We start from the raw sequence: 16,075 nt of genomic DNA on the forward strand, positions 1-16,075 counted from the left end.
GAGAATTGGATCAACTGTCTCAATGGATTATGGAGCCTAAAAATCAAAAAAAATTTCAAAAATATATACAATCCCATTATAAAATTACTATTTCCTTGAACAAACCTGATGTCGAAAAAATAAAGAAGAACCTTTTAAGTGAGATTAAAAAGGATAAAACAAGATTAATGAAACAAACGGCCAGGAAACTTATGGCATATGCATCCGTGGGCATACTGTTATTAGGTCTTGGATATAATATTCTAAAAGATCATCTAGATAGGAGTGGACATCAGGAACCCCTAAATATAGGACAATCAGTGATCATTGAAACTAGTAACGGGGATGTTCAACCATTATCGGAGGAAGGAAGTAAAATAATCCGTAGTAAAGATGGTAAGGTACTTGGTAAGCAAAATGGTGCACAGCTGGTCTATTTACATACGCATAATTTAAAATCATTATCCTACAATACTATCCGTGTTCCCTACGGCAAGCGGTTTAATGTGGTTCTTTCAGACGGTACCCGTGTTTATTTGAATTCAGGCACTTCTTTAAAATATCCTGTCGAATTTTTAAAGGGGCAAGATAGACAGGTGTTCCTATCTGGGGAGGCCTACTTTGATGTCGCCGAAGATTCCGCCCGCCCCTTTAAAGTTCATGCCGATGAAATTGAGCTGGTTGTATTGGGTACTATGTTCAATATATCTTATTATCCAGAGAATCCCGAAATCCAAACAGTTCTTGTAGAAGGGTCAGTTGAAATCAAGAACCGTAAAATGATAGACTATCAGTCAATTAAGCTCAAACCAGGGAAAATGGGTAAATGGAACAAGAAAACCCAAAAAATGTCTATCGAAAGTGTAGATACCTATATTCATACGGCATGGATGCAGGATAAATTGATCTTCAGGTTTGCCACTTTCAAGAGTATTAGACATGCTTTGGAGAGAAAGTATAACGTAACCATTAAAAATCTGAACGGTGATTTAGACCAACAGCGTTTTGATGCCTCTTTTGATATAGAATCTATTGATGAAGTGTTGCAATCATTCAGTAGGAGCTATGATATGGATTACAAAATTGTAAACAACGAAATAATTATTGAATAATCCAAAAAAAAGACGTTATGCAAAACAATAAATAGCCTCTTCAAATAAAAAACCGAAAAATGTGCCAGCATTTTCCGGTTCGGTAAAAAGATTTATAAAAATTAAATAACTAACTCGAAATTATGAAAAAATTCATAGAACCAAACAATTTGCGTAAGCATATTTCGCTATCAAAGTTGAAAATGAAACTAACCATACTTTTCTTAATTCTTACCCTATTCCAAATCAATGCGAATTCTTATTCACAGAACAAAAAGATTTCCTTGAATATGCAAAATGTCACTATTGCCGATGTGATTCAGGAAATAGAGGCTATATCTGATTTTAAGTTCTTATTGAACCGACGAGATGTGGACCTTGATCGCAAGGTTTCAATTGAGGCAATAAAAGAACCCTTGCCATCGGTTTTAACAAAATTGTTTGAAGGTGAAGGGTTGGGTTTTAAAGTGTTTAAGAAACAAATAATCCTACATGGGGTAGCAAATAAGTTGGAATCAACACCCAAAATGCCATTACCTATGAAGACAAGTATTCTTCTGTTCCAGGAATTGGTTTCTGGATCGGTCAAAGATGGTAATGGACAACCATTGCCGGGTGCTAGCATTGTAGAAAAGGGTACCGCGAATGGAACGCAATCTGACTTTGATGGTAATTTTTCGTTGGAGGTCACCAATGAAAATGCCACCTTGGTGATTTCTTATATAGGGTTTGCAAAAAAAGAAATCGAGGTAAATGGAAGAACCAGTTTCGATATCATATTAGAGGAGAGTGCCGCAGGCCTTGATGAAGTGGTTGTTGTCGGCTATGGTACCCAACGTAAGAGTGATTTTACCGGTGCCTTGAGTTCTTTGAAGAGTGATGACCTTAATCCCGGTACCAATGTGTCCGTTGATCAGTTGCTGGTGGGCAGAGCAGCAGGAGTACAGATAAGCCAGACAAGTGCGGAACCTGGAGGAGGAATTTCCATTAGGGTGCGAGGTGCAAGTTCTATATCAGCTGGCAATGAGCCATTGTACGTCATCGATGGTTTTCCAATCGACAATTCACAAGGGCTTTCTGGATCTGACCCCAATACGGGTATGGGCACCAACGTAAACCCTAGGAACCCCTTAAATACCTTGAACCCCCAAGATGTAGAATCTATTGAAATTCTAAAAGACGCATCAGCAACAGCAATCTATGGGTCTAGGGGCGCCAATGGAGTTGTCTTGATTACAACCAAAAAGGGGTCAGCACAAAGACTGACCGTAAATTATGATGAATCGGTAGGGTTTCAGCAAGTTCACAATAGAATAAATCTTCTCTCTGCATCAGAATATATTGATGTTATCAACGGTATTGCTGTAGACAATGGCAATGAGCCTGTGTTCACCCAAGTAGACATCCAACAAATAGGTGCCGGTACTGATTGGCAGGACCAAATTTTCAGAACAGCCATTATACAAAATAGAAATTTATCAATTTCAGGAGGAAGTGAAAATTCCAAGTTTTTTGTCTCTTTAAACCAATACAATCAAGATGGGGTGGTCAAAAATACCGGTATTAAAAAATATATCGGCCGAGTAAATTACGAGAGCACACTTGGCAACAAGGTCAGAATGGGCCTCAATCTTAATACAAGCCATATCAAGGACAAAAATAGTGTTGATGGCGTTGGATTCAATTACAGTTCGGGGCCCATTTTTTCAGCACTTTCATATGACCCCACTGAACAGGTATTTGATGAGAATGGCAATTTCAGCGAATCTTCCCAATTGACCGTGAACAACCCTTTGAGCTTAGTTGAGGGTGTGTTGAGCGAAAACCTCACAAACCGCACACTCGGGAATATATACTTTCAGTATGAAATCAGTAATTTATTGAATGCCAAACTAAGTTTTGGGTCAGATAGGTCGAACTCCCGAAGAGATGTTTATAACTCTACTTTGACCGTGAACGGAAGGGCACAGGGCGGGGTTGCCAATGTCTCGACATTAGAACGCAACAGCAACCTCGTTGAATTTACCATGAATTATAATAAGAAGTTTGGTTCTGAAAGTAATTTGAGCGTTTTGGCCGGTGCTACCTATCAAGATTTCAGTGTGAGGGAATTTTCGGGAACCATTGGAGGTTTTCCTGATGATATAATAGAAACCAACAATCTATCATTGGGGGACACTGGAAATGACAACCTAAGAAGCCTGAAAGAAGAAAATGTGCTAACCTCGTACCTAGCAAGATTTAACTATAATCTTATGGATCGCTATCTCTTTACGGCAACGGTTCGAACTGACGGTTCTTCTCGTTTTGGAGAGAATAACAAATTCGGTTATTTTCCTTCGGCAGCTTTTGGTTGGAAACTTTCAAATGAAGTCTTTGTACCTGATTTTTTTGAGGAACTGAAACTTAGGGCGAGTTGGGGTCAGACGGGCAATCAAGAAATAGGCAACTACAGTTCCTTACTTACTTTCAGCAGTAGTACAAACGCCGTTTTTGATAATCAACCTATTACCACCACAAGACCTTCAAGGATTTCAAATCCCGATTTGAAGTGGGAGACTACAGAACAGCTCAATATTGGTTTGGATATGTCTATACTAAAAGGAAGGCTACGTACCTCGGTAGACTTTTTTGTCAAAAACACAAGAGATTTACTCTTTGACTTGCCTTTACCTTCGGCATCCGGCTTTAATTCTATCTTATCGAATGTCGGAAAAATACAGAACAAAGGTTTCGAGGCATTGATCAACAGCATAAATGTATCTTCACCCGACTTTATGTGGACTACCGCAGTAAATTTTTCTATGATCAAAAATGAAGTATCCGATTTGGGCAGAATAGATGAGATTCCCACGGGAAACATAGCTGATATTGGAAACAATGCCATAATCAGGAGAGGTGAGCCGTTGGCATCCTATTTCGGCTATGAGGTAACGGGCATTTTTCAAGAAGGCGATGACATTGCCAATTCGCCGCAACCTACAGCACAACCTGGATTTCCAATCTTTAGAGATGCTGATCAAGATGGCACAATCGACCCCGATGACCAAATCATTTTAGGGGATCCATTTCCTGATTTTACATATGGGATAAACAACAGTTTCAGTTATAAGGGCTTGACCCTGGATATTTTCATACAAGGTCAAGAGGGGGTTGAGCTCTTAAATGTCAATGCCATTCAAAGCCTCTATCCTGGTACGTTTAGGTTGAACAGATATGCACATCAATACTTGGATAGATGGACTCCCCAAAACACAAACACTATATGGCCTTCGGGTACCAATCCTTCATCATACGGTGGAGGAAGGGTCAATTCACTGGTTGTCGAAGACGCGTCCTATATAAGGTTAAAAAGCATAAACATCAGCTATCAAGTACCTGTTGACAACATAAAGTTCTTGTCTTCTTTAAAGCTCTATTTGACAGGACAAAACTTGTTGACCATAACAGATTATTCAGGTTTCGATCCAGAGGCCAATTCCTTTGGAAGAAATAACACCAAGGTTGACTATAGCAGCTACCCCTTGGCAAGCAGCTGGATTTTGGGTGTAAACATTGGATTATAAAATTAAATTTACTAATATGAAATCACTATATAAATACTATGGAATTGCGGTGCTGGCCCTATCGGCATCGTGCACTGATATCTTGGAGGAAGAAACATTCTCCGAACTGGAACCCGAAACATTTTTGGCCACTGAGAAAGGAATTAGGTCGTTGCTTGGTTCCGCATACAGTTCAATACAAGTGCAACCTGGCATACCCCAGCAAGGTATTTATGCATTATCGGGACTTTCTTCGGGAGAAGTGTCAAGCTTAAACGGGAGCATTGAAATATTTTATAGGCAGCTTTCCGATTTCACATGGGACAGCAATAATAGACATATTTTAGGGCAGTGGGACCTATATTATGCAGCTATCAGAGATGCAAACGTGGTGTTGAGCAATATTGACAATGGCCCATTTAGTGAAGATTTCAAAACTCTGATTACCGCCGAGGCTCGCTTTATTAGAGGGTATAGCTATTCTAAGCTATATAACCTTTTTGGCCCAGTGCCCTTGTATAAGGATTTATTTAACGAAGACCTTTTACTACCCAGAAGTACAGAGGCCGAAATAGAATCGTTCATCGAACAAGAATTGATTTTTGCGTCAACAAACCTTCCAATTAGAGCAATTGAAGAAGGTAGGGCGACCAAAGGAGCTGCGCTTGGCACCTTATGCAAACATTATTTGAATACCAAAGAATGGCAGAAAAGTGCGGAAAAGGCAAACGAAATCATCTCTTTGGGGGTTTATGAACTTTTGCCCGATTACGAAGAAGTTTTCAGTTTGGACAATGAAATCAATGATGAAATGGTATGGGCACTGCCTCACGTAGCTCCTGATGCTGGCAACCAAATAAATGCGCTCACTTACCCAAGTGATTTTCCTAGACCGGGAGACCTTAGGCTGTATCCGGTCATCATATTTTTTGAAGATGAATTTGTATTATCGTTCGAGGATAATGATGCTAGGAAAAACTTGATTGTTACTGAATACACCAATACGGCCGGGGATGAGATTCAGCTTTTTGGCAACGACCGTTCTTTTCCTGCTAAATATCCCATGGATCCCAATGGATCGGGAGATGGGCAAGGAAACGACATCCCTGATATTCGTTACTCAGATATTTTGTTATCGAGAGCTGAGGCTTTGAACGAACTCAACGGACCTGTTCAAGAATCAATCGATTTGATAAATCAGGTTCGCAGCAGAGCCGGAGCAAGTGAAATCTCACTTGCTGATTTTTCAAAACAAAGTTTGAAGAGTTTCATATTGGATGAAAGAAAAAGAGAATTTTTCTGGGAAGGCAAAGGAAGGGAAGACCAGCTTAGACAAGATGTATTCATATCTAAAGCTGTTGAAAGAGGTAAGCTTGCCCAAACGTTTCATGTATTGTTCCCAATTCCTCAGATCAATTTAGATGCAAATCCAAAATTGGTGCAAAACGAGGGTTATTGATTTTTGTAGAACATTTTTATTTCGAGCACAGTGGAAAAGGAAAATTCGTTGCATTTAGAGAAGAATTAACAATCTTTAAGGACGGAATGATTGAAATGGTTTCCAAAAAATAGATGCTGAGCTACAAGCTTAAATTGTGTGATTCGCACACATAGCTTCAATAAATCCCCCCACGGATTTAGAACAAAGGAAGGGTTTGAAATGGGTCTGGATAAGCCCGCGTAAACTGACCCACCTTCGCCGGATGAAACCGACCAGGGCAAATGGACTGCCCAGATTTGATCTATCCGTGGGTTAAACTTAGTTTTTATTTTTCAATTTTCTTCTCATTGATTCTCCTTTTATATCTATTCTGTAGGCTGTATGCACCAAACGATCGAGGATGGCATCGGCTAGTGTTCTCTCCCCGATGATGTCGTGCCATTTTGATACGGGCAATTGTGGACTATAATTCTGTGTTTTTATCTCAGAATAACCGTACATGGTACCATTCACATTTTTTAGTAAAATAGGCTCTACCCATCATAAAATAAAGGGTTTGATAGAACTTGTAATCAGAAAACCTTTATAGGAAAAATACTTTCAAAACAATCCTTTCTACTTATTTTATCATATAACTTCTTAATGAGAAGTGATTTAAACTTTTTTTGGATCGAAAGATAGGGCTACGGACATTTGTGTCGCCAAACATAAATACCATAGCCCATGTACAAAAGATACCATAGAAATGGAGATAGTTCCGCACATACCTTTACCGAAAAGGGGTTTTGCCCCAACGGCTCCCTTGTACGAGATTGTCAATGCGATACTCTACAAGTTGAAGACGGGCGTGCAATGGGAGTACCTGCCCACGAGCTCGCTGTTCTCCCAAAAGGTCCTGAGTTGGCAATCGGTCTACCACCATTATCGCAAATGGTGCCGTTCAGGGACATTTCTGGATTGTTGGATCGGTATTTTAAAACGGTACAGGGACATGTTCGACCTCTCCAGTGTCGATCTTGACGGCAGCCACACTGCCATCAGGGGAGGCTAGGCCGTGGAATACCAAGGCCGCAAAAAGGGCAGGACCACCAATGCCCTCTTCCTTACCGATAGGCAGGGACTGCCCTTGGCCATCTCGGAACCGGTATCCGGTAACCACAATGACCTTTTTGACATCGAGGTACTGCGTAGGCTCCATAACCAAAATGGGCGTCATGCCCTCCTTCTTCGGGACCACCCCCAGGCCAGTGTTTCACCATCGCATTCACGCTTTGGTAGCCCCAACCGCCATCACCGGAAGATTGAAATCCATCCACATAGGCCCTGGCCATATCGGTGGCCAATTTAGGGTCCTCACCCATGGTACCATCAAAACGGGACCAACGGGGTTCCGTGGCCAAATCAATTTGGGAGGAGAGTGCCGTGGCAATGCACAAGGCACGATATTCCTTGGAAGCAATCTCCCCAAATTGCTTCATCAATCCAGGATCAAAACTGGCCGCAATGCCCAAGCTACTGGGCCACATGGAAATCTGTCCGCCCGATCCTGCATTGAATTCCGCATAGGAATCGCTGCCATGCCTTGGATACGAACTCGTGTTCACCGGAATGCCCATGCCGATACCTTCCACAAAGGCTTGCGCATTGTTGTTCCATTGCGCAGCAACTCCGGGAGATTCCACGCTGGTAATCAATACATGCCGTAAGTTGTCATACTTTAAAAAAACTTGTTGGGCATCGGAAAGGTCACTTGCCTTTGCCCCACTTTCCGCAAAAGGCTTTACATTGTAGGTCGCCGGACCAAAAAAACGGTTCCCACCTCCTGGAATGGATTGGTGGGCACTGTACAACATCAATCCGGCAATTCGCTCAATGCTCATCTTGGAAGCCAAGTCCTGGGCTCGTTCCTCAACGGGCAATCGCCAATCCTCATAGGAATCCAGTCCCATTTTGATTTAGATCCTTGAAGGCCAATTGATCTACTTCAAGGATGAGAACCCCGGATTTAGAGCAATACCCTAAACTTTTCCCAACTTGTTGGTGTACAAGATTGAATTCTCCTTTATTCTCTTCGGTAAATTTTGGACCACTGCAGCCCGTCAAGAGTATAACTGAAACAGCAATGCTAAAATAGAATGGGCGCTTTTAGGATTTCATATTGGTGTATTTTGTGTTCAAAGACTGTTTTTTGGCTTTCCGTTTTTAGGATTTTTGGGAGGAATCATATAGATGCTATTTGTTTCTGGGCATTTTTACCGGCATTACTGTCCTAAACCCTAAATGCTCCATTCCCGAATCAGGACTGGTGGCCATACGGGCACTTATCCGGTAGCTGGCACAATAGGAGGCACTGCATAGGAAAGACCCGCCCTTGATCACTTTTTCCTTGGCATATGGGTTCGAGGGATTATAGGCCTCAAAAGCCCCTTTAGGGTTTTGGGTAACCTCGTTTTTGTCCGCAAGTTCCTTATAATAATTCGTGTTGTACCAGTCGCTAGTCCATTCCCAGACATTTCCGGCCATATCGTAAAGGCCAAAGTCGTTCTTGGGATAGCTCATCACGGGGGCCCTACGCTCAAATCCATCCTCTTTGGTATTGTTCAACGGAAATTCCCCTTCCCACGAATTGGCATGGGAACTCAACTGCGAGACATCGCTTCCCCAAAAGAACAGCTCGTCCTTTTTGCCTGCCCGTGCGGCATATTCCCACTCGGCCTCGGTGGGTAATCTCCTTCCCGCCCACTTACAATAGGCCAGGGCATCCTCAAGGGCAATGTGCACCACAGGCTCATTTTCCTTGTCCTTAATAGTGCTTTCCGGCCCGTTGGGATGTTTCCAATTGGCACCTATCTTCCATTCCCACCATTGCGAATAATCATATAGGTTAGTCACACTGGATTTGGTTTTTTTGAACACAAGGGACCCTGGCTGCAAAATGGAGTCATGGGGTTTGGGAGTGCCCTCTGGCAATTGTTTCTTCATTTCCTCCCAATCAATTTCCCGTTCTGCGACAGTTACGTAACCGGTCTCATCCACAAATTTGACGAACTGTTCATTGGTGACCTCATGGATGTCCATAAAAAAACCGTCAACGTGCACCTGGTGCGCCGGCTTTTCATGCATCATGGCCATTTTGTCCTTAGCGACGGCACCCTCCATAAATTCTCCACCTGGTATCCAAACCATACCTTCTGGTGCTTCGGTCGGTGAATCTGTTAATTTTGGAGGCCCCTCTATTTCTGTTATGCCAATGGATTCATTTGCTCCATCTGTTTTGGTCCTGCACCCTATCAGGAAGACAAACAGGATAATAAAAAGTGCCGATTTATGCTTTAATACCATTGTTCTTGGTTCTATGAAGATGTTTTGACCTGGACTATATGGTTAATTTCGTGTTTATAAATATTCTTGGTACAACCTTTTTCTTTTTTCGGGGGAAAGTTTCCAATATTCAACCAATGGGTTGGCTTTGACCTTTTCATAATATTCCTCAATGAATTGCCGGTTTTGGGCATCGTTGTCCCCGTATTTCACCCTTAATTGTTCAAGTTCCTTGTGAAGCTCTTTTTGGATGCTTGCATAGGATAGATCTCCATATACATTGTTCAGTTCATTAGGATCCTTTTGGAAGTCGTATAATTCCCATTTATCCAAATCATAGTAGAAATGGATCAACATGTATCTATCGGTGGTAATTCCGTAATGCCTTCTTACATCGTGCTCGGAAGGATGTTCGTAGTAGTGGTAGTAATGGGCTTTTCTCCAATCCTTAGGTGTGTTTCCCTCTAAAATGGGCAGCATGCTTTTCCCTTGCATGTCCGCTGAAATTTCGGTTTGTGCGATATCCAAAAAGGTTTCGGCAAAATCCAGATTGGAAACCAGGTCCTTATTGGTCGTTCCTGGGCTGACCTTACCGGGCAACTTTACCAGTAATGGAGTTTGCAAAGATTCCTTATACATCCATCTTTTATCAAACCAGCCGTGTTCCCCCAAATAGAATCCTTGGTCGGAGGTATAAATAACAATAGTGTTCTCATCGAGCCCAGCTTCCTTTAAATAATCCAATACTTGGCCAACCCCTTTGTCCACGCCGGCAATACAGGCCAAATAATCCCGCATGTAACGTTGATACTTAAAACGGGTCAGATTGTCTCCCTTAAGATTAGCTTTCTTGACCTTTTCGTTGATAGGCCCATAGATAGAATCCCATTTTTTCTGTTGTTCCTCTGTAAAACCAGCTTGGGGTTGGTCCGTTATTTTAATATCCTGTGCCATTTTCATGGCTTCGGAAATGGACATATAGTTCATGGCGGCTACCTCCCTGTTTCCTGAGTAATCATCGAACAAAGTCTTTGGTTCTGGAATCTCTACATTTTCATACATGCCCAACTCATTTGGTCCCGGCTGCCATGGTCTGTGTGAGGATTTGTGTCCCAAAAACAGCATAAAGGGCTGGTCATCGGATTTGATGGCGTCAATCCATTTGATGGCTTTCTCCGTAATGATTTCCGTAGTGTATCCTTCCAATTGATATTGTCCCTCATTATTGATGAAAAGGGGATTGTAATAGGATCCCTGACCTGGTAGAATGTCGATATAATCGAATCCTTTGGTCGGTTTATCGCCCAGATGTAGTTTACCGAGCACCCCGGTTTTGTATCCCGCCTGTTGGAGCAATTCACCAAAGGTTTGTTGGTCAAAGTCGAATTTGGTACCGAACCTATTGTCGATAAATCCATTTTTATGACTGTACTTGCCCGTGAGTATGGTAGCCCTTGATGGCCCACAAATAGAATTGGCAACCAGACAATTCTCAAAGAGCATGCCTTCCTTGGCAATCCGATCAATATTGGGAGTTGGTGCTACTTGGGCCAATCTACCGCCATAGGCACTGATGGCCTGATAGGCATGGTCATCACTGATAATGAAGACAATATTGGGCCTTTTTTGGTTTTCATCTTTTTGTTGGGCCTGTATTTTGGTAATGCTGAACGACCACAACATTACGAATACCAGTATGATTTGAAAAGGATTCTTCATGTTATTTTATTTAAACTTATAGATGATTTCTGTTGGCTTATATCCTATACGATGCGCATTGACTTGAATGGTCTGCCCTTTTTTGAGTGATATGTTACCACCGGTGTAAACATTCCACGGCTTGGGCACGGTCACTGTTTTTTTGTTGTTATGTGGCATTAGGTAGAAAAAGTCCCAAGTTTTTATGTCCCGTACCAAGGTGGAATCCGCTACATTGTCCTTGAATATTCGATAACCTATGGAGGCACCATCGGTGGCACATGAAAGTGTTACACCTTCCTTGCTTTTTTTTATGACTGGTTTTTCGGTCATAGGGGCATCATCCTTACCTTTCCACCACATGTTCCTGACCATTTCTTTTTCTGGAATTTTACCGGTGTCCCCAACAACTTCCAGCCAGTTAAAAAGTACTTCTTTCAACTCGTTTTTCTTGTCTTGGTATGCGGGGTCGTCTGCTAGATTGTGTACTTCGTCCGGATCTTTGGTGGTATAATAGAATTCTTCTTGCGGTTTTGGCGTATTGAACCAGTCCGAAAGGTATGGATTGGTAATCTTGCCTGCATCCCTCATATCAATGATTTCCTGCATGCTGACCATTTGTCTTCTGTAGGCCAAATCCTGGTATTTGGGCAATTCGGGATGAAAATTATAAACGTACCTAAAGGTCCCATCGGTCACAGAGCGAACTCTATCATATTTATCCGCCATTCTATCCCTGCCGGCAAATACATATTGGTTCTTTTCACTTCCCGATTTTGGGCCCAAAAATGGCTTGCCCTGCAAGTAGTCTGGAATATCAGCCCTGGCAATGGATAACATACTGGGGGCGAAATCAACGGAACTGATCAAGTCATTGTTCACGGTACCGGCCATTTCAGATCCTGGATGTTTCACAACAAATGGGATATGGGTGCCTCTCTCCAAGATTTCACGTTTCATCCAGGGCAAATTGCCTCCATGATCACTATAAAAGATCACATAACTATCATCATAGACCCCATCTTTTTTTAGTTGTTGGATCAATTCTCCCACATCACTGTCCATTTGCTCAATCCGAGTATACAAGGCAGCCTTGTCGTGCCTCATTTGTTCCGTATTCTGGTAATAAAGGGGCAGCACCATTTTAGATGGATCGTAGTAGAGGGAATCTGGAGGAGAAATGATTTGGGACTCATGCGAAATGGCAAAGTTAAAGACACTGAAGAAAGGTTGCCCAGCCTTCCTGTTTTGGTAGGAGGCACCAATACTGCTTTCGTCCCAAACGGTCACGGGCTCCTCAAATTGATAATCTTCTTTTGCGTTGTTCGATGTGTAATACCCAACTTTTCTCAGATACTCGGGAAAAGCCTTGACTTTTGGTGGTAACACGGCCGAATAGCTGGGGACCCCTTCGGGCATCAATTTTGAGTTGTTATGAGTAGTTCTCATATGGGAAGTCCCGATGGAGATCTGGTTCATTCCCGTAATGATAGAGGACCTACTTGGGGCACAGACCCCAGCAGTCGTATATACCCGCGTATACCTAACGCCATCCCTTGCCAGTGCGTCAATATTGGGAGTCCGCACAGTGGCATCCCCATAAACCCCGATATAGGGGGAAATATCTTCACAAACGATCCAAACAATATTAGATTTGGTCTGGGAAAATGTGTGCGCGGTGAAAATAAATATAAGAAGAATCGTAAATCGTTTGGTAATCGTTCTTAAAAATAATGTTACAGTATGCGAAAAAGAATCAAAAATCATGTTGTACAAGATTGGCTTCACTAATTAGAGCGATCCATTTTCCTTTTATAGACAAGATTTTGATTTTTTTTTCTAGTGTGCTACTTCAGCTAAAATGGCAATAAACTCTCATTCTTTTAAGTGAAACATTAAAATCTCATAGGGTGTCTTTCCCTTAAATGCACCTTGTGTTCTATAAAGTTATAAAAGTCTTCCCATTGTTTTATTTTCTTGTTCAAATCAACATCATCAGAATAATCTAGTAGTTGATAAAACTCTTTCTTGTCCGTGAGGTGTGATCGTTCCACCTTTCCGTGAGCTGTGGTCTTCCTGGCTCTATGTAACGGTGCTCCATGCCAAGGTCCTTCACGTGCCAATTGAACCTAGATTGGAACTCATGTCAATTGTCTGTCTGGACTGCATGGATTCGGAAAGGGAACTTATTGGCAACATAATCCATAAAGTCAATGGAACTTGACTGGTTGTGACTTTCATATACTTTCAATGCCCTGATACGCGTGTAATCATCAATGGCCGTGTACTGATATCGTTTTATCTTTTTTCCTTCGTTGGTGTGGAAAATCAAGAATTTAACATCCACTTGGACATGGTGTCCCGGAGTTTCCTTGGCGTAACGTTTAGGTCCCATCGCTTTTCTGGTAACTGCTCGTTTGAGCGGTTTGATACCGTTTCTTTTAAGGGTCCTATAAACACTTGATTCAGAAATATTGATGTCATGGTATCTTTCCAAGTACCATTTGATACGCCATGCGCCAAGTTTGTATTTCCTTCTAAGGTCCAATATCAGATCAACCGTTTTTTGATTGATTCTATTGGGGTAGGTATCCGCTTCCCTTTTTTTCCTTAAAAGACCCTCTGTCCCATACTAATCATACTTTCTTTTCCAGCTAAAGAAAGTGCTCCTGCTCACATTGAACATCTCACAGGTTTCCTTGACCTTTCCATAATCTATTGCAAAGTCCAATACCCTCAGTTTGAACTTCCATCTCAAAAGTGTCTCTTTAAATATTATCAAAATAGTACACTTTTAGTTGACGTAGTCACATACATGAACAAGTAACAGGGAGCCTTCAGGAGGTCCTACATTCTACATAAATAATATACAACCTAAAGTCTCACTTAAAGGGGAGGGATTTTCCCTGGATAAATATAATAAAATCGAGCACTTATGTATATTAGTTAATACTTAATCTGACAATCTCAATATATTAGTTTAACCCTTGAATTAGTGGAAACGCCAGACATAGTATATCATCTTCGTCGGGTCAAAGTGAGTGTAGCTGGCCAGTGAAAGTGAGCCACTTTTGATTTGTGCTGTTTGTAAAGTCCCAAAGGTCTTTTTTTGCCAAAGAGGACCATGGCGAACAAGCAGGTAGACGTGCAAAAATAAATAGATATTCAAATTCTACACCTGGGGTGTGAGCAAGCGGCGGATAAGCCAGAAGTTAGGCATCTTCCGAACACGGTGGACAAGCACATCGATTTCTCTAAGCTTTACCGCTTGACGACATATGAGGTGGAGAATATTTATACTCCTTGATGGGCTAAAATCAAGCTCTTCTGATATGAAATGACTTATTTAAAATGATTTCAATATCTTTCTTTAAAAAGTTCGAATTCTGTCCTGCCGAGGTCACGAATAAATCGAAAAGCAAGCAAAATCATAAAGCTTGCTTTTTTGATTTTGCGCCTTTTTGATTTTCAGCGCGTAGCGCTAAGGACGCGAAACCATCCTGCCGCGGTCACTGGGCAGCAATGCCAAACAAATGGAAAACCTTGCAAAATCCACTAATTGCAAGGTTTTCTTAGGTTTTGGCCAAACCCAATCTTCTACTAAGAAAATACTATTCAAAAAAAGGTATTCCGGGTGTGGCATATTTCCGCATGGCTTCCTGATTGATCTCTACGCCAAGTCCAGGTTTATCTGGTAATGGTATGTAACCGTCCTTAGTTAAAAAATCATCCCCTTCAAAAGTGACTATTTCCTTATACATATCATTTTCATGGAAGTAAATCTGCCATTCAAGGATAAGGAAATTTGGCACGGCCGCGCAAACATGTGCCGAAGATACGGCTCCAAGATATGAGGCGACCATATGCGGTGCAAAAGGGGTATTATAGGTATTGGCCATATTAGCTATGCGCAATCCTTCTCCCAAACCTCCGCATTTTTGAAGATCAGGCATAATAACGTCTACGGCACCAATTTCAAAGGGATGCCTAAACCCATAGGTCAAGTACCAATTTTCGCCACCGCAAATGGGAGTGGTAGTGGATTCACGAATACGTGCATACGACTCCGGAACCTCAGCAGGCACTGGTTCTTCCAACCACATGAGATTGTAAGGCTCTAAAGCTTTGGCTATTTTCATGCCCGAAGCTTCATCAAATCTACCATGACAGTCCACACAAATATCAATGTCCGGGCCTACAGCCTCACGAACCGCAGCAATTTGGGCTTCCATACGCCGTAGTTCCGGAATACTTACACTCCAGTTGTACGGATCCAATTTATTGGGATCCTGACGATCATCAATATCAAATTTTACCGCAGTAAAACCGTATTTGTCCACATCTTCCTTGGCTCTTCTACCCATCTCTGTTGGTTCAAGCCGACTTCCCGCCGTATCGCAGTAAACTCGGATTTTATCACGGAATTTGCCACCCATTAATTGGTAAACGGGCAATCCCAAAGCCTTGCCCACTAAATCCCACAATGCTGTTTCCAAAGCTGTCATCACACAGACATACATACCGGCCTGGGCTCCTTTAAAGAGACCTCCCCTGCGCATTTCTTCTTGGAGTCGATTAATGTTCAAGGGGTTTTGACCAATCAAGTGATTTTTAGCCAAGTGGTGCACAACGTGGTATGTTCCGTAAACCCCGTCAACACCCTGGCCATGGCCAACGATATCCTGATTGGTGTAGATTTTCACGAAAAGACTGTGCTCATTGCGAATAAACCCGCATTTCACCGCCGTGATCTTAAGATCGGACGGTGCTGATGATTTTGGTGTTCTTTCCATAGAGGATGCCAACCCATTATAGGAAGTGGCCAACATTGCACCGCTAATACCCAAAGTGGTCCTGGACAAAAAAGAACGGCGCGACGTCTTTTTGCCAACGGACGAAGAAAATAATTTCATTGAATTTGATTTTGATTTTGATTTTGATTTTGATTTGTAAACTACTAAATATACTAAAAATGAAAATAGGTTTTTAAGGGAATGCCA

At 41.9% G+C, this 16,075-nt stretch carries 9 protein-coding genes and 2 pseudogenes; 4 read left to right on the plus strand and 7 right to left on the minus strand.

Annotated features, from left to right (window positions below):
* The first annotated feature begins 29 nt into the window (after positions 1–29).
* The 3 genes from FG28_RS01845 (at position 30) to FG28_RS01855 (ending at position 6,074) form a co-directional block, all read left to right on the plus strand.
* Positions 30–1,091, plus strand: coding sequence for a FecR family protein (locus FG28_RS01845; RefSeq protein WP_156102175.1), 1,062 nt, complete (start codon positions 30–32; stop codon positions 1,089–1,091).
* Positions 1,092–1,273: 182 nt separating this feature from the next.
* Entirely contained in the window at positions 1,274–4,636 is a 3,363-nt protein-coding gene (locus tag FG28_RS01850) for a TonB-dependent receptor (RefSeq protein WP_163634982.1), read from the plus strand.
* A 16-nt stretch (positions 4,637–4,652) separates the two neighbouring features.
* Entirely contained in the window at positions 4,653–6,074 is a 1,422-nt protein-coding gene (locus tag FG28_RS01855; protein WP_036386028.1) for a RagB/SusD family nutrient uptake outer membrane protein, read from the plus strand.
* Between the two features lie 300 nt (positions 6,075–6,374).
* On the opposite strand, the pseudogene FG28_RS01860 reads toward FG28_RS01855, so the two are convergent.
* Positions 6,375–6,515: pseudogene (locus tag FG28_RS01860) on the minus strand (ATP-binding protein); the annotation flags it as partial.
* A 286-nt stretch (positions 6,516–6,801) separates the two neighbouring features.
* Here FG28_RS01860 and FG28_RS20385 point away from each other — a divergent pair.
* Positions 6,802–7,107, plus strand: a complete 306-nt coding sequence (locus tag FG28_RS20385; protein WP_394297317.1) for a transposase — start codon at positions 6,802–6,804, stop codon at positions 7,105–7,107.
* Positions 7,108–7,159: 52 nt separating this feature from the next.
* Here FG28_RS20385 and FG28_RS01870 read toward each other — a convergent pair whose 3' ends face one another.
* The 6 genes and pseudogenes from FG28_RS01870 to FG28_RS01895 form a co-directional block, all read right to left on the minus strand.
* Complete coding sequence (locus FG28_RS01870; RefSeq protein ID WP_394297318.1) at positions 7,160–8,005, minus strand: glycoside hydrolase family 3 N-terminal domain-containing protein; 846 nt, start codon at positions 8,003–8,005, stop codon at positions 7,160–7,162.
* A gap of 283 nt (positions 8,006–8,288) precedes the next feature.
* The gene (locus tag FG28_RS01875; RefSeq protein ID WP_036379437.1) at positions 8,289–9,398 is read right to left on the minus strand and encodes a formylglycine-generating enzyme family protein; all 1,110 of its coding nucleotides are present in this window, start codon (positions 9,396–9,398) and stop codon (positions 8,289–8,291) included.
* A gap of 54 nt (positions 9,399–9,452) precedes the next feature.
* On the minus strand, positions 9,453–11,096 hold the full coding sequence (locus tag FG28_RS01880; RefSeq protein WP_036379439.1) for a sulfatase: 1,644 nt from the start codon (positions 11,094–11,096) through the stop codon (positions 9,453–9,455).
* Between the two features lie 6 nt (positions 11,097–11,102).
* Positions 11,103–12,842, minus strand: coding sequence for a sulfatase (locus FG28_RS01885; RefSeq protein ID WP_051947148.1), 1,740 nt, complete (start codon positions 12,840–12,842; stop codon positions 11,103–11,105).
* A gap of 108 nt (positions 12,843–12,950) precedes the next feature.
* Positions 12,951–13,833, minus strand: a pseudogene (locus FG28_RS20390) (IS481 family transposase).
* An 853-nt stretch (positions 13,834–14,686) separates the two neighbouring features.
* Positions 14,687–15,988 carry a mandelate racemase/muconate lactonizing enzyme family protein gene (locus tag FG28_RS01895; protein ID WP_036379441.1) on the minus strand — a complete coding sequence of 434 codons (1,302 nt, stop codon included), beginning with the start codon at positions 15,986–15,988 and terminating at the stop codon, positions 14,687–14,689.
* Between the last annotated feature and the right edge of the window lie 87 nt (positions 15,989–16,075).

The sequence above is a fragment of the Muricauda sp. MAR_2010_75 genome (genome assembly GCF_000745185.1).
Taxonomy (GTDB): Bacteria; Bacteroidota; Bacteroidia; order Flavobacteriales; family Flavobacteriaceae; genus Flagellimonas.